Source organism: Klebsiella sp. B345 (genome assembly GCF_051131735.1).
In the GTDB taxonomy this organism is placed as follows: domain Bacteria; phylum Pseudomonadota; class Gammaproteobacteria; order Enterobacterales; family Enterobacteriaceae; genus Klebsiella.
The window spans coordinates 726,681-745,694 of sequence record NZ_CP180443.1 but is presented as its reverse complement, the minus strand read 5'-3'; the positions used below and the strand labels follow the sequence as shown (position 1 = coordinate 745,694).

Annotated in this window: 20 protein-coding genes and 3 tRNA genes; 10 read left to right on the top strand and 13 right to left on the bottom strand. The window is 53.2% G+C overall.

Annotated features, from left to right (window positions below; genetic code table 11):
* Positions 1 to 131: 131 nt before the first annotated feature.
* On the top strand, positions 132 to 1,025 hold the full coding sequence (locus tag ACMYSO_RS03520) for a LysR substrate-binding domain-containing protein (RefSeq protein WP_434669336.1): 894 nt from the start codon (positions 132 to 134) through the stop codon (positions 1,023 to 1,025).
* Between the two features lie 46 nt (positions 1,026 to 1,071).
* On the opposite strand, the gene ACMYSO_RS03515 is transcribed toward ACMYSO_RS03520, so the two are convergent.
* Entirely contained in the window at positions 1,072 to 1,212 is a 141-nt protein-coding gene (locus ACMYSO_RS03515; RefSeq protein ID WP_434584464.1) for a hypothetical protein, read from the bottom strand.
* 423 nt (positions 1,213 to 1,635) lie between these two features.
* On the opposite strand from ACMYSO_RS03515, the gene ACMYSO_RS03510 reads away from it, so the two are divergent.
* Both ACMYSO_RS03510 and ACMYSO_RS03505 read left to right on the top strand, forming a co-directional pair.
* A complete protein-coding gene (locus tag ACMYSO_RS03510; RefSeq protein WP_434669335.1) occupies positions 1,636 to 2,544 on the top strand; it encodes a DUF535 family protein in 909 nt (302 codons plus the stop codon).
* A gap of 209 nt (positions 2,545 to 2,753) precedes the next feature.
* Positions 2,754 to 3,257, top strand: coding sequence for a DUF1543 domain-containing protein (locus tag ACMYSO_RS03505; protein ID WP_434669333.1), 504 nt, complete (start codon positions 2,754 to 2,756; stop codon positions 3,255 to 3,257).
* A gap of 241 nt (positions 3,258 to 3,498) precedes the next feature.
* On the opposite strand, the gene ACMYSO_RS03500 is transcribed toward ACMYSO_RS03505, so the two are convergent.
* The gene (locus tag ACMYSO_RS03500; protein ID WP_434669331.1) at positions 3,499 to 3,882 is read right to left on the bottom strand and encodes a VOC family protein; all 384 of its coding nucleotides are present in this window, start codon (positions 3,880 to 3,882) and stop codon (positions 3,499 to 3,501) included.
* Positions 3,883 to 3,974: 92 nt separating this feature from the next.
* On the opposite strand from ACMYSO_RS03500, the gene ACMYSO_RS03495 reads away from it, so the two are divergent.
* Together ACMYSO_RS03495 and ACMYSO_RS03490 are read left to right on the top strand one after the other, a co-directional pair.
* Positions 3,975 to 4,745: a DeoR/GlpR family DNA-binding transcription regulator gene (locus ACMYSO_RS03495; RefSeq protein ID WP_434669330.1), complete on the top strand. Its 771-nt coding sequence runs from the start codon at positions 3,975 to 3,977 to the stop codon at positions 4,743 to 4,745.
* Positions 4,746 to 4,882: 137 nt separating this feature from the next.
* Positions 4,883 to 5,518, top strand: coding sequence for a carbonic anhydrase (locus tag ACMYSO_RS03490; protein WP_123754612.1), 636 nt, complete (start codon positions 4,883 to 4,885; stop codon positions 5,516 to 5,518).
* Positions 5,519 to 5,687: 169 nt separating this feature from the next.
* Here ACMYSO_RS03490 and ACMYSO_RS03485 read toward each other — a convergent pair whose 3' ends face one another.
* From ACMYSO_RS03485 to mdtK, 6 genes are all read right to left on the bottom strand, one after another.
* Positions 5,688 to 6,254 carry a DJ-1/PfpI family protein gene (locus ACMYSO_RS03485; protein WP_434669329.1) on the bottom strand — a complete coding sequence of 189 codons (567 nt, stop codon included), beginning with the start codon at positions 6,252 to 6,254 and terminating at the stop codon, positions 5,688 to 5,690.
* A 249-nt stretch (positions 6,255 to 6,503) separates the two neighbouring features.
* A tRNA-Val gene (locus ACMYSO_RS03480) sits at positions 6,504 to 6,580 on the bottom strand.
* Between the two features lie 4 nt (positions 6,581 to 6,584).
* A tRNA-Val gene (locus ACMYSO_RS03475) sits at positions 6,585 to 6,661 on the bottom strand.
* A gap of 4 nt (positions 6,662 to 6,665) precedes the next feature.
* Positions 6,666 to 6,742: transfer RNA gene (locus ACMYSO_RS03470), tRNA-Val, on the bottom strand.
* A gap of 383 nt (positions 6,743 to 7,125) precedes the next feature.
* Positions 7,126 to 7,548, bottom strand: coding sequence for an acid resistance repetitive basic protein Asr (gene asr, locus ACMYSO_RS03465; protein WP_434669328.1), 423 nt, complete (start codon positions 7,546 to 7,548; stop codon positions 7,126 to 7,128).
* 194 nt (positions 7,549 to 7,742) lie between these two features.
* On the bottom strand, positions 7,743 to 9,116 hold the full coding sequence (gene mdtK, locus ACMYSO_RS03460) for an MdtK family multidrug efflux MATE transporter (protein ID WP_434669327.1): 1,374 nt from the start codon (positions 9,114 to 9,116) through the stop codon (positions 7,743 to 7,745).
* A 228-nt stretch (positions 9,117 to 9,344) separates the two neighbouring features.
* Between mdtK and ACMYSO_RS03455 the strand changes: the two genes are divergently transcribed.
* On the top strand, positions 9,345 to 9,980 hold the full coding sequence (locus tag ACMYSO_RS03455) for a riboflavin synthase subunit alpha (protein ID WP_434669325.1): 636 nt from the start codon (positions 9,345 to 9,347) through the stop codon (positions 9,978 to 9,980).
* Positions 9,981 to 10,097: 117 nt separating this feature from the next.
* Here ACMYSO_RS03455 and cfa read toward each other — a convergent pair whose 3' ends face one another.
* Both cfa and punC read right to left on the bottom strand, forming a co-directional pair.
* Positions 10,098 to 11,246 (bottom strand): cyclopropane fatty acyl phospholipid synthase, encoded by a 1,149-nt coding sequence (cfa, locus tag ACMYSO_RS03450; protein WP_434669324.1) that lies wholly within the window; start codon positions 11,244 to 11,246, stop codon positions 10,098 to 10,100.
* A 295-nt stretch (positions 11,247 to 11,541) separates the two neighbouring features.
* Complete coding sequence (gene punC, locus ACMYSO_RS03445) at positions 11,542 to 12,726, bottom strand: purine nucleoside transporter PunC (RefSeq protein ID WP_434669323.1); 1,185 nt, start codon at positions 12,724 to 12,726, stop codon at positions 11,542 to 11,544.
* A gap of 111 nt (positions 12,727 to 12,837) precedes the next feature.
* Between punC and punR the strand changes: the two genes are divergently transcribed.
* Positions 12,838 to 13,749 carry a DNA-binding transcriptional activator PunR gene (punR, locus tag ACMYSO_RS03440; RefSeq protein ID WP_434669322.1) on the top strand — a complete coding sequence of 304 codons (912 nt, stop codon included), beginning with the start codon at positions 12,838 to 12,840 and terminating at the stop codon, positions 13,747 to 13,749.
* Between the two features lie 18 nt (positions 13,750 to 13,767).
* On the opposite strand, the gene purR is transcribed toward punR, so the two are convergent.
* A complete protein-coding gene (gene purR, locus ACMYSO_RS03435) occupies positions 13,768 to 14,793 on the bottom strand; it encodes an HTH-type transcriptional repressor PurR (RefSeq protein WP_434584476.1) in 1,026 nt (341 codons plus the stop codon).
* A 295-nt stretch (positions 14,794 to 15,088) separates the two neighbouring features.
* Here purR and ACMYSO_RS03430 point away from each other — a divergent pair, with 295 nt between their 5' ends.
* Complete coding sequence (locus tag ACMYSO_RS03430) at positions 15,089 to 15,178, top strand: YnhF family membrane protein (RefSeq protein WP_004862736.1); 90 nt, start codon at positions 15,089 to 15,091, stop codon at positions 15,176 to 15,178.
* A 162-nt stretch (positions 15,179 to 15,340) separates the two neighbouring features.
* Entirely contained in the window at positions 15,341 to 16,504 is a 1,164-nt protein-coding gene (locus ACMYSO_RS03425; RefSeq protein WP_434669321.1) for an MFS transporter, read from the top strand.
* Positions 16,505 to 16,547: 43 nt separating this feature from the next.
* Here the strand turns inward: ACMYSO_RS03425 and sodB are convergent, their stop codons facing one another.
* Together sodB and ACMYSO_RS03415 are read right to left on the bottom strand one after the other, a co-directional pair.
* A complete protein-coding gene (sodB, locus tag ACMYSO_RS03420; RefSeq protein WP_434669319.1) occupies positions 16,548 to 17,129 on the bottom strand; it encodes a superoxide dismutase [Fe] in 582 nt (193 codons plus the stop codon).
* A gap of 301 nt (positions 17,130 to 17,430) precedes the next feature.
* On the bottom strand, positions 17,431 to 18,312 hold the full coding sequence (locus ACMYSO_RS03415; protein ID WP_434669318.1) for a C40 family peptidase: 882 nt from the start codon (positions 18,310 to 18,312) through the stop codon (positions 17,431 to 17,433).
* A 333-nt stretch (positions 18,313 to 18,645) separates the two neighbouring features.
* Between ACMYSO_RS03415 and ACMYSO_RS03410 the strand changes: the two genes are divergently transcribed.
* Complete coding sequence (locus ACMYSO_RS03410; protein WP_123754599.1) at positions 18,646 to 18,993, top strand: Grx4 family monothiol glutaredoxin; 348 nt, start codon at positions 18,646 to 18,648, stop codon at positions 18,991 to 18,993.
* Positions 18,994 to 19,014: the final 21 nt, after the last annotated feature.

The following is a 19,014-nucleotide window of genomic DNA, read 5'->3' as shown; positions in this document are numbered from 1 at the left end:
GCTGGCTTGCGATGGGGGTTATCATTGGGGGCGAAGACTGATTTGATAATTTTGAATTTGTGACCCACTCATTTGGTTTTCTTATTAATTTATTGTTAACTAAATTTTTCAATTAGTTAACAGGATGAAAAATGAGAATGAGTGTCAAACAGTTACGCGCGTTTTTAGCGGTAGCTCACACTCTGAATTTTGCCCATGCCAGCGAACGACTCAATCTTTCACAACCGGCGTTGAGTCTGACCATCAAGGGGCTGGAGGAGGTGCTCGGCGGTGCGTTACTGCAGCGCAGCACCCGTAAAGTGACGTTAACCCAGGAGGGGGAGATCTTCTTACCGATGGCCCGTCAGCTGCTGGCTGACTGGGACAATGCCGAAGAGGCAATGCGCCAGCGTTTCACGCTGCAGCGCGGCAAAATCTCGGTGGCGGCAATGCCCTCCTTTGCGGCAAACGTGCTGCCCGAAGTGTTGAAAACTTTTCGCGACCGCTACGCCGGCATCAATGTGACGGTGCATGACGTGATTAACGAACAGGTGATTGAGATGGTCCGCGAGGGGCGGGTGGAGATGGGCATCGCCTTCGAACCGGCGCCGAGCAACAATTTACTGTTTACGCCGCTCGGGGTTGACCGGTTTATCGCTATTGTGCCGAAAACATCACCGCTCGCCAGCAAGCATCGTCTCACCTGGCCCGAGCTGTTGAGCCTCGATTTTATTACCCTTCAGCGGCCTTCGGCGGTTCGCCTGATGCTGGAAGAGGAGCTGGCGCGTAGCGGCCGTAAGCTGGATGTAGCGCTGGAAAGTCACCAACTGGTGACGGTGGGCAGAATGGTGGCCAGCGGCCTCGGTGGCAGTGCCGTTCCGGCATTATGTCAGTCACAGATGCAGGCGCTGGGTGCGGTGTGTCTGCCGCTCGACAATCCGCCGATTGAGAAGTGCGTTGGAGTGATTCATGCCGGGCACAGGCATCTGTCAAAAGCGGCGCAGGCGCTGTTGGAGACGCTGAAGGGGGCGTTTTCGCCGGGCTGATTTGGCTGAGGTCAAAAAAAACCGGCGCTGACCGCCGGTTCAGAAATCAGATTTTGCAGGCGTCGCCGCAATCATCATCGGCAACAATCGCCTGGGCTTTTTTGTCGGCGTCTTCAAGGCGTTCGGCATTACGCTCTTCCGCTTCTTCCAGACCGCTGAACACCAGGTTGTCGAGATCAATTTCCATGAGTTACCTACTTTGCTTCAGTTTTGACTGTCGACAGATTATAGAGCAAAACCCGTAGGGGATGAACCCTGCACCAGCGGTTACCGCACGTAGCGATAATGACCTGAATGACCGACCGCTGGCGCGCTGAGATCCTCACTAATAAGTATTGACGGGATACCGGTGTTAATTATAAAGCGCAGAAAAGATTGCTTCACTATACCCAAAATAATTCGAGTTGTAGGCAGGCGGCGACGCAGAGAATCCCCAGGAGCTTACTGAAGTAAGTGACTGGGGTGAACGAGGAAAGCCAACGCCCATGCAACTTGAAGTATGACGGGTATATATATTAAATGAAACGACAACGAGTTAGTGATTCACCGTTGACTTAAGCGGATTATGATATTATGGCCGCGATTATGGTTGATCTATGGTTCTTCAATAATGACTCAAACAACAATACTCGCTATCAATGAATGGCGAAAAAATAATAAATTAATCTGTCACATTAAAATCGAATATAAAAAGGTATTACGTAAATGCAGAGAAATATCGCTGTCAGGCGCAAAATATAAAGCGTACCAGGCGTTGTGTGAACAATATGCCTGCGCCCGTTTAACCTCGGCCACTGAAGGGCTGGTGCGTTTTCAGGATAAGCCGTTCAAAGCCTATCTTAATAAAAACTTGTCCAAAAGGAGTAAACTGGATATTGCTCATGGTTCTTTGATTTTTTTGGAGAAAACCTTTAGTAAAGCGGCGCTGACGGAGCTGTATAACATCCGCGGATTTGGCCTGACCCTGGCGGAGATCCCGCTAAAAGACAGCGCGCGGATCACGGTAAATCTTCTCGCATCGCCTTTTCAGGAAGAGGGGGAACTGATGCTGCTAATGCTGCAGGGTGAGCAACGTCTCTACAGCATCTGTTTTTCCTGTACGGCCGATGGTCGGGCTTATATTGGTGGTATCCAGGGCGGGAAGGATATTTCCAATGAGGAAATCAAACTATTGACAAAAGCATTGCACGGTACCCGGCCTAAAAATTTAATTATCTCTTTGCTGTATGGCTTTTTACAGCATAGTGATATTAATGCGCTGTATGCGGTCGATTCTGATTTCCACGTGAAAAGTGACAAAGTAAAAACCAGCTACGCGACACTGTGGCGGGAAGTCGGGGGAGAAAAGCATCGTCGCGGCTGGTATAAATTACCGGCGCAGGAGGTCAGGAAAAATATCGCCGAGGTGAAAAGTAAGCACCGCAGCCAGTTTATCAAACGCGAAGGTTTGAAAGAGCTGGCGCAGCTCGAGATGCTGGCCACCCTGCGGCAAATTAACGGGTCTTCGTCCGCCAGTTAATCAACGGTAACCGATGTGCGGGTCAGCAGGGGGCTGTTGACCCGCCATTTCCCGCCAAAACTATCCTCGTTAACCAGTCATATAGCATGTCATATGCTGGCCGCCTGCCTGCGGCTGTTACATTTCTGACACCCAGAGCCAGGCAAGCTTGCTGAAAGTATCGTTATGTAGTCTGATATATAGCGAGTGTGGTAATCAGAGGACTGGAAATGCATTTGTTTATGTTTTATGTCGGTGGCAATGCGGGTAAATCGAATATTGAAGTCCATGACATTCAGTTTGTGGTGGCGCGAACACCAGAAGAGGCGTGGCCCGCGCTGCGCGAAGCCTGGTTTGGCGATGCGGATAAAATCCACGTTGACGGCTATAGCCGGATCGCATGGGCCGATGGGTACGATGTGACCTTAGCCAAAACACCCGCCAATAACAGCGAAACGCTGTTCTTTGTCAATGCCGGCGGCTATCGCCCGGATACGCTAGCGGAACTGCATGAATTCGGTCTGTTCGTGGCACATGACGCGCGGGAAGCAAAGGAGAAAGCGCTGAAAACGCTACTGCGTGGCAGCTGGCAGCAGCATAAAGACAATCTGCAGGCCGTCGATGATTGCCTGCTGCTGGAAAAGGTCGGTGACTGGTATTTGCACCTGGAGCCTAATGCCGAAGGCTCGGCGGCGAAACCCGAGTGGCAAGGCTATCAACCGATTGGGATCTGAGGTCGCGTCTTCACTTGTGCCGGCAGGTGTAACCCTCATCGGCATGGCATCACAACTTTACTCGCGCAAAGAGGGCCGACGGGCTCTCTCTGCCTTCGCTGTATCTCCCGCTGATGTCGGCTTTATATCTCTGTTGTGACATTTTTGCTGGGGGGAGGGATGCTGCACGCAGGGCCCCATTTTTTAATGACGCCGGCTGGCGGCACTGCGCGCTGCTGGTGTGTAGGCGTTGCGAAGCTGGCTAGGCAACGATTTCAACCAGGTTTCCGTCCGGGTCTTTGATGACCGCTTCGTAAAAACCGTCGCCGGTCGTACGCGGCGGAGAAACCAGAATTCCCTGCGACTCTGCCCGCTTCGCCAGCGCATCAACCTGCTGCGCGCCGTTGACTGAAATAGCCAGATGAACCCAGCCCGTCTGATTATTATCCGGCGTGACAACCTGCAACCCCGGTTTGCTCATTAATTCAATGGCAATATCCTCACCGATTTTTACAAAGTAGGATTCAAAGCCGAGATTGGTCTGGCTGCAATATTTTTCGTTAATCTGACCGTCGAAGAAATCGGTCCAGAAGCGGGCCTGCTGCTCAAGCTGACGGGTCCATAATGCGATATGGGCGACTTTCATGGTAGTTCTCCTGAGAAGGCGGGTTGACAGAGTGAGGGTGAATGCCTGATCATGCTCTTTATTGCTCGATTAAGATTAATTAAGAGGTTTTCGTGCTCGATTATGCAGCTTTTCCACAGCAGCGACAAGCGCTTATTTATCAGATCCTTCAGGAGAATGGTCGGGTTGTTTGTACCGAACTGGCGACCCGTTTAAACGTCTCAGAGCACACGATACGCCGCGATCTGCACGAACTGAGCAAAGATGGTTTTTGCAAAAAAGTCTACGGCGGCGCGGTGATGAACCTGCCTGAAGCCGGCGATTACAGCGATCGCAAAGACAAAAACACAGCAACAAAACTCAGGATCGCGCAGAAGTGCGCAAGGCTGGTGAAACCCGGTGGCTGCATTTTTATCGATACCGGCACCACCAATCTGGCGATGGCCGAAGCGTTGCCGGCAGAACTGGCGCTCACGGTGGTCACTAACTCGCCGGAAATCGCGTCGGTGTTGTTGAAAAAACCGCGCTATGACGTAGTGATGTTGGGCGGGCAGGTTCAACGGGCATCGGGTGGTTGTGTGGGCGCCTCGGCGGTGGCTCAGTTACAGGGTATCCTGTTTGATCAAGGATTTATCGGCGGCTGTGCGATGGCACCGGAGTCGGGTCTGACCGGATTTGACTACGCCGATTGTGAGTTTAAGAAAGCGGTGATTCAACAGTGCAGCGAAATAATCGTCGGCCTGACCTCCGATAAAATCCCTGCGGTTGCCCGGTTTGTGGTGACGGATAGCAGCGGGATCGATGTGCTGGTGGTGGAGGAGAACGTCAGCCGACAGTACCGCGATACTTTCCGTGAGCACGATATCCGGATCTATACGGTCTGACGATCGGCTCTCGCTCGCTCGGTATTGTTACAAAAGATTCCATTTGAATAACGATTCCTATTCTGTCCGTCGGTGATACACTGAAGAACTGTGATCTTTGTCATACCATAATTCATACCGAGAAAAGAGACACTGCTATGCAACATATCATTGAGGGCTTCCTCAACTTCCAGAAAGAGATCTTTCCGCAACGTAAAGAGCTCTTCCGTAGCCTGGCCTCCAGCCAGAATCCCAAAGCGCTGTTTATCTCCTGTTCCGACAGCCGCCTTGTCCCGGAGCTGGTTACCCAGCAGGAGCCAGGACAGCTCTTTGTTATTCGCAACGCAGGTAACATCGTTCCCTCTTTCGGGCCGGAGCCGGGTGGCGTGTCAGCCACTATTGAGTATGCGGTTGTCGCGCTGGGCGTGACCGATATTGTGATTTGCGGCCACTCTAACTGTGGCGCCATGACCGCGGTGGCGACCTGTCAGTGCCTGGAGCCAATGCCGGCGGTGTCCCACTGGTTGCGCTACGCCGATGCCGCAAAAGCGGTAGTGGAAAAGGGAACCTGGAACAGCGAAATCGATAAAGTGAATGCGATGGTGCGGGAAAACGTGATCGCTCAGCTGAACAATATCAAAACGCACCCATCTGTTGCGGTTGGCCTGCGTGATAAAGGTCTGCGCCTGCATGGCTGGGTCTACGATATCGAAAGCGGCGATATCAGCGCGCTGGATAAGAACACGAAGAATTTTGTGTCGTTGTCAGAGAATCCAGAAGTCTACTTCGAATAACGCGTCTTACCGGGGCAGGGAAGCCCTGTACGTGTATCTGTTCCCTTCAGCCAGACCTCCATCAGTACTTCACACCTCTCAACCTGACATTGCCGGACACGGCAGTACAAAGCAGGCCGACCGTTGTCGGACGGCCCGAGATTATTATTGACCGTATCCCGCGCAGCGGTTAGCGCTGCAGTATTTCGGCAAATTTTGCCAGCCATTGCGGGTGCGCGGGCCAGGCGGGAGCGGTGACCAGATTATCGTCGACGTAGGCCTGATCGATGGCGATATCGGCATAATGTCCACCGCTGAGCCGGACTTCCGGTGCACAGGCCGGGTAGGCACTACAGGTGCGGTCTTTCAGAATGCCGGCGGCTGCCAGCAGCTGCGGACCATGACAAACGGCGGCGATAGGTTTGCGCGCCCGGTCAAAGGCCTGCACCAGTTTGATGACCTCGTCATTGAGGCGCAGATATTCCGGCGCTCTGCCGCCTGGGATCAGCAGAGCATCATAATCCTGCTCTTTGGCGGCGCTGAAATCGGCATTGAGGGTAAAACGGTGGCCCGGCTTTTCGCTGTAGGTCTGGGCGCCGTCGAAGTCGTGAATGGCGGTGATAACGTAATCGCCTTTGACCTTGTCAGGGCAGACCGCATCTACCTGGTGGCCAATCATTTGTAATGCCTGAAACGGCACCATGGTTTCGTAATCTTCGGCATAATCGCCAACCAACATCAGAATCTTTTTGCTCATCGCTATCGCTCCTGTAGGGATCAAGATGCCTAAGGTATAGCCTGGCGATTGGGGGAATGCGAACCGGCAAACGGACAACGCGATCGCGGAAACAAAACGCAACGTTGGTGTGATGATGAGTGGCTGAATACGGTGAATCACAAAGGGTGAAACACGGAAAATCGTGAGAGGCTAACGAAGAAAGAAAAAAGGAGAATGCGAAAACACACGATTCACTTGCTGGCAAACCAAAGTCTGGGCAAGAAAGAATGGTGCGTCCGAGTGGACTCGAACCACCGACCCCCACCATGTCAAGGTGGTGCTCTAACCAACTGAGCTACGGACGCATTATGGTGCGTTTAATTGGACTCGAACCAACGACCCCCACCATGTCAAGGTGGTGCTCTAACCAACTGAGCTATAAACGCATTATGGTGCGTTCAATTGGACTCGAACCAACGACCCCCACCATGTCAAGGTGGTGCTCTAACCAACTGAGCTATGAACGCAATGTTGTGGTGACAACGGGGACGCATATTAGCGATCGGGAGGGGTTGTGGCAAGAGGCAAACGTCACTTTTCTTGCAGAACGCACGCGATTGCGGAAGTTTTACCCATATTGCTTATATTTTACTGATGATAAAGGAGAATACTTAACCTGTTGGCTGTTTTTGCTCACTATCTCAGGGAGATAACGCACCGCAGAGAGCGGCAGAGCAGGAGAAAAGGAGAGGGTAGCTATTTGAACATCAAGCGAAGGGCGAAAAGTGCGCAAAGAATTAGCAGGATCAGAATGAGCTCAAAACGATAGCGCCGCAGCATAGTGATCTCCTGAAATAAAACCGGCGCTGAAATAGCGCCGGTTTATCATTAAACAGACTGACCGGAAGAATTATGCGGCTGGCTGTGCAGCCGGTTTAGCGGCCTGATGTTTGGTGGTTTTGTGGTGCTTTTTAGCCGCCTGCGCTTTCTGTGCTACCGCAGGTTTGGTCGCAGCTTTGTGGTGCTTTTTAGCAGCTTGTGCTTTCTGTGCTGCTGCAGGTTTAGTTGCCGCTTTGTGGTGTTTCTTAGCGGCCTGAGCTTTCTGCGCTACCGCAGGTTTGGCTTCGGCTTTTTTGTGTTTTTTGGCAGCCTGAGCTTTCTGCTCGGTGGCTGGTTTAGCCGCAGCTTTGTGGTGTTTTTTGTGATGCGTGGTTTTGGCAGTGGTGCTGTGAGCAGCAGCCGGAGCCTGAGTGGTGCTTACTGCGTCAGCAGCGAAAGCAGCGGAAGACAGACCCATAGCAGCGGCAACGACCAGAGCTAATACTTTTTTCATTCTAATATCCTCGAATTTATTTCTTCAGTGAACCCCACTGCGGGGCTGTTGAAATCACTATAGGCTTGTCGTCAGGTGGCTTCAGTGAGTGTTTGGTATCGGCGCGTAACCGAATGTACAACGGGGATATCGGCAGGATGTGTCCGCATCGCGGACAAGAAGAAAAGCACCCCGAAACGAGGTGCCTTAAGAGGTTAGCGCGCTGCGCGTTGCAAAATGATGTTTGCCGGCTGGCGCTGCAGGAAGCGCATACGCAGCATCATCAGAATTGCCGCTGAGGTTAATCCGATGATAAATCCGCACCAGAAGCCCGCCGGTCCCATCCGCGGAACAACGATATCGGTTAAGGCCAGCAGATAGCCGCTCGGTAGACCAAGCACCCAGTAGGCGGTGAAGGTAATGAAGAAGATCGACCGCGTGTCTTTATAACCACGCAGGATCCCACTGCCAATAACCTGCACGGAGTCGGAGAGCTGATAGATAGCTGCCAGCAGCATCAGGTGCGACGCCAGAGTAACGACCTCCGGATTGTCGTTATACAGCAGGGCAATCTGCTCGCGCATGGCGACGGTGAAAATCGCCGTTATCACAGCCATGCAAACCCCGACGCCCACGCCGGTTCTGGCGGAGACCTGAGCATCCGGCGTCGAGCCTTGCCCAAGGCGGAAACCAACCCGGATGGTGACTGCCGCCGACAGTGACAACGGTAGTACAAACATCAGCGAGCTAAAGTTGAGGGCAATCTGATGGCCGGCAACGTCGACAATACCCAGCGGAGAGACCAGCAATGCAACTACCGCAAACAGCGTAACTTCGAAGAACAGCGCCAGTGCGATAGGTAGACCTAATTGCACCAGGCGCGTCAGGACGCTGAAGTCCGGTTTGCTGAAGCCGGTCTCATTGCGAATGTCACGCATTGATCGAGCTCGACGCACCCAGGTAATCATGCTAATGAACATCACCCAGTACACGGCAGCTGTCGCCACGCCGCAGCCAACGCCGCCCAGTTCCGGCATGCCAAAGTGGCCGTAGATAAAAATATAGTTAACGGGAATATTGACCAGCAGGCCGATAAATCCCATGACCATCCCCGGTTTGGTTTTTGCGAGGCCTTCGCACTGGTTACGCGCAACCTGGAAAAAGAGGTAGCCGGGAGCACCCCACAGCAGGGCGCGCAGGTAGCCAACGGCTTTGTCGGCGAGTGCAGGATCGATATTGTGCATCGAGCTAATAATGTACCCGGCGTTCCATAGCACCACCATCACCAGCAGTGAAACGAACCCCGCCAGCCAGAACCCTTGCCGCACCTGATGTGCAATTCGATCGCGACGTCCGGAGCCATTCATCTGCGCAACCACGGGCGTGAGCGCCAGCAGCAAGCCATGGCCGAAGAGGATAGCGGGAAGCCAGATGGACGTACCGATCGCCACCGCCGCCATATCGGTGGCGCTATAGCCACCCGCCATTACGGTATCGACAAAGCCCATTGCTGTCTGAGCGACCTGCGCAATGATCACAGGAATAGCCAGTGCTAATAACTGACGCGCTTCAATAAAATACTTCTGCACGTGAACACCTTTATATTGTTGTTATTTTGAAACTGAAAAGCGGCCTTAAATGGCAGCAAGAAGAAAGAGCAGAGGGGTTTTCCAGTCTATTGTAGCGAGGATACGCTATTAAGCCAGTGAAAAAATGGTAGGGCACGAAGGGCGCTGGCAACCTGTTTTAGCACCTGTTATTGTTCCAGACAGATATAACGGTAATGATACCGTCACCAAAGTCTACAGGAGCAAAGCATGTTTACTGGCATTGTGCAGGGGACCGCGAAAGTGGTGTCCATTGATGAAAAACCAAATTTTCGCACTCATGTCGTGGAATTACCTGAGCATATGCTCGAAGGTCTCGAGACCGGTGCATCAGTGGCGCACAATGGCTGCTGCCTGACGGTGACCGAAATCGACGGCCCGCGCGTCAGTTTTGATCTGATGAAAGAGACGCTGCGCATCACTAACCTCGGTTCGGTAAAAGAGGGGGATAACGTCAACGTCGAGCGCGCCGCGCGGTTTAGTGACGAAATTGGCGGCCACCTGATGTCGGGGCATATTATGACTACCGCCGACGTCGTCAAAATTTTAACCTCAGAGAATAACCGTCAGATCTGGTTTAAGGTTCAGGACCCGACGCTGATGAAATATATTCTTTATAAAGGTTATGTTGGGGTAGATGGCATTAGCCTGACGGTGGGCGAGGTTACGCCGACCCGTTTTTGCGTCCATCTGATTCCTGAAACACTGACGCGCACCACCCTTGGCGTAAAAAAACTGGGTGACCGGGTGAATATCGAAATCGACCCGCAGACGCAGGCGGTGGTGGATACCGTAGAACGCCTACTGGCGGCAAAAGACGCGGCGCAGAACGCCGCCGAAGAGTAATATACCCTTGATCCTTCACGTTGCCTGGGTGTAGCCAATACCCAGGCAGCTCGAATTATTTTGGGTATACAGGCCATACGTAATAAAAGCATGTCCCCCGTCGTAACGGGGGAGAATTTAACGTGCTACCCGCAGGCCGTTTTCAACCCCGCGTGAAAAGACCACTTGCCACAGCTGAATATCGCGCGCACGAAAAGCTCCGGCGCAGGCGTTCAGATAATAACTGAACATACGTTTAAATCGTTCTGAGTAGTTATCTGCAATATCCGGCCAGGTGGCCATGAAACGCGCGCACCAGGCCATCAGCGTGGTATCGTAGTCGGCTCCCATATTATGCCAGTCCTCCATCACAAAGTGTGATTCACTGGCCTGGGCAATCTGACGAACTGACGGCAAACAACCGTTCGGGAAAATATATTTATTAATCCACGGGTCAACGCTGTGGTCGGTTTTTTTCGAACCGATAGTGTGTAGTAAGAAACGACCATCGGCATTCAGATTGCGGTCAACCACGTTAAAATAGGTGGCGTAATTTTTCGGACCGACGTGTTCAAACATTCCGACGGAGACAATCCGGTCAAAGCTGTCCTCAAGGTCGCGGTAATCCTGGAGCAAAATGGTGACGTCCAGTCCCTCGCAACGCTGCTGGGCCATTTTTTGCTGCTCGGCAGAAATGGTCACGCCAACCACGCTGACGTTATAGTGCTTCGCCATGTAATAGGCCAGACCACCCCAGCCGCAACCAATGTCCAGAACCCGCATGCCTGGCTCCAGCTGCAGCTTCCGGCAGATAAGATCCAGTTTTGCCTGCTGAGCCTCTTCCAGTGATTGTGCGTCTTTCCAGTAGGCGCAGGAATATTGCATATAGGGATCGAGCATCCGGCTGAAAAGGTCATTGCCAAGATCGTAATGTTCTTTCCCGACAATCCAGGAACGCTTTTTACTTTGCAGATTAAACAGGCGAGCGCCAGCAATACGTAGCGTATCTTTAAGATGGTGCGGGAGCTGGTTTTCCAGTCCGGCGCGCAGCACACGATGGAAGAATATATCCAGACGCTCGCAATCCCACCAGCCGTCCATATAACTCTCGCCGAGTCCTAGTGAACCTTCTTGCAAAACACGTTTAAAGAAAAGCGGGTTTTTAATCTGCAAATCGGAGGGAGCGGAACCATTAATTTCAATGCCCGCGCGACCGAGTAACTCGGCTACAATTCGGTACCAGTCGTCGTTTGGTACGCTTACTTCTTCTATACACGATGAACTCATAGCTTCTCCATCACGCCCAAGTGATCAGAACCTTAAAACAGCGTAGACGCTTTTTTGGCTTTGTGAGAAATCTCACGGAATATCCGTGAAGCTGCTATCCGACGTAGAACAGAGGAAGGGCGATAACCCTTGCCGAAAGGCCATCCATGGTGAAACGAGACGCATCCTGCTCCCGTTAAAAACAATTAAAGGTCTATTTATGTGATGCCGGATCCAGTATAGGCTGCTGAAATCCGGCTTTCAATAAAAACCTCTTAGCATGCTAATTACTGGGCCAAAGCATGCTTATAACAGGTCAGGCGTGAGATGAGCCTACCGTCAGGTAGGCGTTCTGGCGTTGCATGAGGTAGCCAATCCCGGCCAGCACGATAGAAACCAGCATCACGCTGGTGGTGGTCAGCAGCGGTGTTGCGATCAGCGCGGATACCAGCAGGCTGGTCAGGAAGCACAGCCCGAGCTGCAGGGTGTTCTGCAGCGCGGCGGCGCGGCCGGTAGCCTGTGGGAATGGTTTCAGTGCCTGGGCGACGACGATCGGGTATATCCCGCCGTTAACAATCGCCATCACGCAGAATGGAATCATCACGCCGACGATGGAAGCATTTTCAAGTCGCCCGACCATCCAGGTGGCAGCAACGCTGACGGCGAACACCACCAGTAGCCACGGCAGCAATTGCTGGCCCTGCCATTTCTGCAGCGCTGCGCGGCAGCCATAACCCCCAATCAGGAAAGCAATGGTTTGTGGCACGTAGCTCAGCCCGATAGCCGTTGGACCATAACCCATGTCATGCAGAATAAACGGCGAGCCGGTCAGCCAGGCAAAGAAGCTGGCAGAGCAGGCGGCGTAGATCAGCACGTTACCGCTGTATTCACGTGAGCGCAGCAGCGTCAGGAAGGTCAGTTTCTTCTGGGCATCGCCGGCTGGTTTATGCACCGGCTTCAGGCGCAGGGTCGGGACCATCAGCAGCAGGGCGATGGCGAAAAGGGTGGCAAAAATCGCCTGCCATTCCAGATGGTTAAGCAGCCAGCTGCCGAGCAGCGGCGCCAGCGCCGGCGATAATCCCACCAGCGGCATGATGGTGGCGAAAATACGGTTTGTTTTCTGGGCTGGATAATAGTCCGTCACCATCGCCTGCCAGGTGACCGCAGCGGCACAAACGCCGATGGCCTGAATAAAGCGCAGGACCAGCATCAGCGTCGCGTCGCGGACCCACAGCATCCCCAGACAGCTGATGGCGAAGATCGCGAGGCCGCTCAGCAGAATCGGTTTACGCCCGTAACGGTCAGAGAGTGGGCCCCAGAACAGTTGTCCGATAGCGAAGCCGGCGAGGAACAGGCTCAGGCTGGCGCTGACCGAGGCCGCGGAGGTGTTGAGGTCGTGTTGAATCGCGGCGAAGGCCGGTAGGTACATATCGGTGGCCAGGAAACCCAACACGCTGAGTCCCGCCAGCCAAACTAAAAATCCTTTCCCAGGTTGTTGCATAACATTCTCTTCTGCTGATGCCGGTATAATGCCGCAGAGTGTAGGGAGTGCATTCTGGCTTGTGAAACGCTAATATTTGCTACATGCATTCAAAAATTTTGTAGGCAGAATATGTGGTCTGAATACTCGCTGGAAGTTGTTGATGCTGTCGCCCGCAACGGCAGCTTTAGTGCAGCAGCGCAGGAACTCCATCGCGTCCCTTCCGCTATCAGCTACACCGTCCGTCAGCTGGAAGAGTGGCTGGCAGTTCCGCTGTTCGAACGTCGCCATCGCGATGTCGAATTAACCCCGGCCGGGGTCTGGTTTTTACAGGAAGGGCGCTCTGTTATCAAAAAAATGCAGATCACCCGCCAGCAGTGCCAGCAGATAGCCAATGGCTGGCGCGGCCAGCTGTCGATTGCCGTCGATGACATCGTCAAACCGGCGCGGATGCGCCAGATGATTGTCGATTTTTATCGTCACTTTTCCGATGTTGAACTGATTGTCTTTCAGGAAGTGTTCAACGGCGTCTGGGATGCGCTGGCGGATGGCCGCGTGGAGCTGGCGATTGGGGCGACGCGTTCGATTCCGGTGGGGGGGCGCTACGCCTTTCGCGATATGGGCATGCTGAACTGGCACTGCGTGGTAGCCAGCCATCATCCACTGGCGCAGATGACCAGCCCGCTGAGTGATGATGAGTTGCGCAACTGGCCCTCTTTGGTCAGAGAAGATACCTCCCGGTCATTACCCAAGCGCACGACCTGGCTGTTGGATAACCAAAAGCGCGTGGTGGTGCCCGACTGGGAATCCTCAGCCACCTGCCTGTCTGCCGGGCTTTGCGTAGGGATGGTACCGACGCACTTTGCCCGTCCGTGGATCGACCGTGGAGAATGGACCGCCCTTGAGCTGGAAAATCCGTTTCCGGATGCGGCGTGCTGCCTGACCTGGCAACAGAGCGATGCATCGCCTGCGCTGCTGTGGATGCTGGATTATCTCGGTGATAGTGAAACGTTAAACCGGGAATGGTTGCGGGCGCCGGAATAACCGGCGCCGGGGAGGGGACTAGCGGCGGTAATCGACAAACGGACCGTCAACGACGGAACGACGCTCCACCAGACGCGGGTGAACCTCGATAGACTGGGACTCTTCACGCTTGTTGACGATGCGATCCATCAGCATATTAAACGCGGCTTCGCCGAGGGAGTCTTTCGGCTGATGAATCGTGGTCAGCGCCGGGCTGAAGTAGCGGGCGTTGCGCACGTTATCATAGCCGATCAGCGAAATATCCTGCGGCACTCGCAGCCCCATTTCATCTGCCGCGCAAATAGCGCCCATCGCCATGATGTCGCCGCCGCAGAAGACTGCCGTCGGACGGTGCGGTTGGTTCAGGATATGCTGCATCGCGCGATAGCCGGACTCTGGTTCGAAGTCACCCTGTTCAATCCAGTTTTCCGGTACAGAAATCTGGGCCTCTTCCATGGCTTTCATAAAGCCCGCCAGTCGTCCGGCACCGGTGTTTCGTTCGAGCGGGCCAGGGATCACGCCAATTTCGCGATGGCCACGTTCCACCAGATAACGACCGGCCATATAGCCGCCTTCAAAGGCGTTATCGATGACTGAATCAGTAAAGTCGGCCTTGGACTCACCCCAGTCCATTACCACCATCGGAATATGGCGGTACTCTTCGAGCATGCTCAGCACCGATTCCGGATACTCGGAGCACATGACCAGCAGGCCGTCGACGCGCTTTTGCGCCATCATAGACAGGTAGGCCTGCTGTTTTTCGAGATCGTTCCACGCATTACCCAGAATCAGGGTATAGCCTTTCTGGAAGCAGCTTTTTTCAACAGCTTCGATAATTTCAGCAAAATAGGCCGCTTCGCTGCTGGTCGCCAGCAGACCAATCGATTTGGTGTGATTAACCTTCAGGCTTCGCGCGACGGCACTGGGTGAGTAGTGCAGTTCTTTGATTGCTGCCCAGACCGCATTGCGGGTCTCTTCCGCGACGAAACGGGTTTTGTTAATAACATGTGATACTGTTGTAGTGGAAACGTTTGCGCGCTTCGCTACATCTTTAATAGTTGCCATTACTTCTCACTCCAGACCTTGACCTGAACGTCTGATAATCGGTACGTAAACGTTTGCCTAAACACACCCTGAATACAATGTTCAACATTGCATCACGTCGGGAAAACGACACAGAACGACAGGAAGGGGTCAATGGCCGATACGCTTTCAAATTAGCGTGGGATTTTGTCCGATCTTGCGGCAAAGGGGAAGAGCAAAAATGTGTATCACCCTAAATCCTGGAAGATTTTTATGCGATATTGTGCAAAAATGAGCAAGCTCACTTTTCGTGTGGGGAAAACAGGGGGAAAAATTGATGGATACAGATTTAAAATTTTCGCTGACAACAACGATTATTGTTCTAGGTCTAATCGTTGCCGCCGGGCTGACCGCAGTTCTGCACTAATTTTCCCGGGGGAGAGGTCACTTTCCCCCCGTTCCCGCCATTATTATCATTTTCGCAAAAATCTTTTGCCATTTCGTTTACTTTTGTTTTTCTGTGATTGATGTCATGCTTTTGACTTCTGATGAGATACCGTCGCCGATGACGGTCTGCTGGAGTCATGCAATGAAAATCAACTTTCCCCTGCTCGCGCTGGCGATAGGCGCATTTGGTATTGGTACGACGGAGTTTTCCCCGATGGGATTATTGCCGGTCATTGCCAAAGGCGTCGACGTGTCTATTCCGGCTGCGGGAATGCTGATCAGCGCCTATGCGATCGGTGTGATGGTAGGTGCGCCGCTGATGACGCTGCTGCTGTCTCATCGCGCGCGAAGAAACGCGCTCATTTTCCTGATGGCTATCTTTACCCTCGGTAACGTCCTCTCTTCCATGGCGCCGGATTACACCACGCTGCTGATTTCACGCATTATTACCAGCCTTAACCATGGTGCTTTCTTCGGCCTCGGTTCGGTGGTGGCCGCCAGCGTCGTTCCGAAAGACAAGCAGGCCAGCGCGGTTGCCACCATGTTTATGGGGCTGACGATCGCCAATATCGGCGGCGTGCCGGCGGCGACCTGGCTTGGTGAGACGATCGGCTGGCGGATGTCGTTCCTCGCCACTGCAGGGCTGGGAGTGGTGGCGATGGTCAGCCTGTGGTTCTCTCTGCCTAAAGGCAGTGTCGGCGAACGTCCGAATGTTAAACAGGAGCTGTCGGTGCTGGTGCGCCCGCAGGTGCTTTCCGCCTTGTTGACCACGGTGCTTGGGGCGGGGGCTATGTTCACGCTCTATACCTACATTTCTCCGGTGCTGCATACCATTACCCATGCTTCGCCGCTTTTTGTCACCGCGATGCTGGTGTTGATTGGCGTGGGCTTCTCGCTTGGCAACTATCTGGGCGGCAAATTTGCCGACCGTTCCGTATCGGGGACGCTGAAGGGCTTTCTGCTGCTATTGATGGTGATTATGCTGGCGATTCCGTTACTGGCGCAGACGCAGCTGGGAGCCGCTATCAGTATGGTGGTGTGGGGAGCTGCAACCTTTGCGGTGGTACCGCCGTTACAGATGCGGGTGATGCGTGTGGCGCATGAGGCACCGGGTCTCTCTTCGTCGGTCAACATTGGGGCATTTAATCTGGGTAATGCGCTGGGGGCGGCAGCCGGTGGGGCGGTGATTTCAGGTGGCCTGGGTTACGCGTTTGTTCCGGTTATGGGGGCGATCATCGCCGGTCTGGCTCTGCTGTTGGTGGTGGTGGGTAACCGTTCGCAGCCGGAAGAGGTGCTCGTCGGGTAGTGATGCTATTCGCAGAAGGGTTTACCCCTTCTGCGATATCGTTTTATGCCGCCAGATTTTCAGCAACAAACTTCCAGTTTACCAGCGCCCAGAAGTGCGCCAGATATTCAGGGCGGGCGTTACGGTAGTCGATGTAGTAAGCATGTTCCCAGACATCCACCGTCAACAGCGGGGTAGCGTCGCCAGTCAGCGGCGTGCCTGCGTTGCTGGTGGAGACAATATTCAGGCTGCCATCAGCATTCTTAACCAACCAGGTCCAACCGGCGCCAAAGTTTTTCGTGGCGGCATCGGTAAACTTCGCTTTGAAATCAGCAAAGCTGCCGAAAGCGCTGTTGATGGCTGCCGCCAGTGCGCCTTCCGGCTCACCGCCAGCATTCGGTGCTAGACAGTTCCAGTAGAAGGTGTGGTTCCAGACCTGAGCGGCGTTGTTGAAGATGCCACCTTCGGAAGTGCGGACGATCTCTTCTAACGATTTGCCCTCAAACCCGGTGCCTTTAATCAGATTATTAAGGTTAGTGACATAGGCCTGGTGATGTTTGCCGTAGTGGTATTCCAGGGTTTCAGCGGAAATGTGCGGCGCCAGGGCGTCTTTTGCATACGGTAATGCAGGTAATTCAAACGACATTGTTACTCTCCTTATAACTTCTTGATTTCTTCTCACATTTAAAGGATGTATGACCATCCGGATACAGCATGTACTGTGGATTGCCGTAGCGAATACCACAGGTTTTTATTGTGATCAGGATGCTAACACTTGCCGGAGAGAGTTAAAAGCCTTGCATTAATAAAGGGTATATTTAACAAACGCGATCGAAGAAACCGTGACCCGTCACGAGGAAAAAGAGGGCAGATAAACGAGGCTGGAGAGGGGGAAATGTGCTGCACATTGCGCGTAACCGGCAGCCTGCCGCTGATGCGGCAGGGGGTTAGCGAATGGTTTTCGGGGTCATGACCCGGCGAGCGCCCACGTAGTGACGGATCCAGTAATCCTCGCTTAATGAGGTTATCTGAATATCGCGACCGGTACGCGGTGACTGGATAAATTTGCCGTTGCCGACATAGACGCCAACGTGGTCGGCGGTGCCGCGCCCACGGGTGCGGAAGAAAACCAGATCGCCGCTTTGCAGTTCACCGCGGTCAACCGGACGGGCGTCGCGCAGGTGGTACATTTCATTGGCGGTACGTGGAATGCGAATTTTCACCAGATCTTTATAGGCGTAGTAAACCAGACCGCTGCAATCGAAACCGGTACGCGGTGACGTTCCACCCCAGCGATACGGTTTGCCAATCTGATCCATCAGCTTCGACATGGCGGTACTTTGCGCTTTCTGCACCCGGGCCTTATGGGCGTCCGCCAGCGTCAGCGGCTGCGCTTCAGTCACCGGTTTACAGCGTTTTTTGTAGCCTTTACGCACCACACATTTAGTCTGCAGGCTGGCCATGACCGGTGCCGGCTCTGCGCTCGGCATCACCGATTTGGCGCATTGCTTTTTATACCCCTTACGCAGGACGCATTTTTTGCTGCTACCGGCAGCCTGGCGGGTTAATGCCGTTTGGCTGGCGCTGGTTGTACGGGTAGGGTGTCTGCTGCGGGACGTGGTGGCGGTTTGCTTGCTGGTGGTTTTTGTGGTGGACCTGGATTTTTGACTGCTGGCTTTTTTCTTACGCTCGGTCGTGCCTTTGTCCGGATGCGCTTTTGGCGTAGCGGAGCTGTGCGTATGCCCTGAAGCATGCGCCAGTGGTGTAAATGAGATCGATGTAAACAGTAATGCACAGAGCGAAATCGCGATTTTGTTTAGCCGCGCCACTGAGCAATCCCCTGATTAATGACAGATATATAGATACCTGACGGTGAATGACAAAACTCAACGATTCTAAAGCATAAAAACCGGGATAGTTAATACTCTTTTGTATCTAAAGTGTCGTTTGATTAACAATTGCAAAAAATTATCTCAGACATTAACCACCTTGTACGGGAAATGTACAGCGCTATGCATTTGCGGTGCCAAAGTGATATTTATAAAGCAACTTCTGGCCACAGAAGATAAACTGTTGCGAGTGAAAAAAATGTTATTATCTGTCCTGCGTCCAGGACGCTACAATGAAAATTACTGCCGTATAGAAGTTAAGGAAGCATGACAATGACCACGACTGTAGAAAAAATCCAACGTCAAATCGCTGAAAACCCGATCCTGCTGTACATGAAAGGGTCCCCAAAACTGCCAAGCTGCGGTTTTTCCGCTCAGGCAGTGCAGGCACTCTCTGCATGTGGCGAACGTTTTGCTTACGTTGATATCCTGCAGAACCCGGATATTCGCGCGGAAATGCCGAAATACGCGAACTGGCCGACCTTCCCGCAGCTGTGGGTGGATGGCGAGCTGGTTGGTGGTTGCGACATCGTGATTGAAATGTATCAGCGCGGCGAACTGCAGCAGCTGATCAAAGAAACGGCGGCTAAGTACAACAGCGAAGCGCCGAAAGCAGAATAACCCTGCAAACAGTAAAAAGCG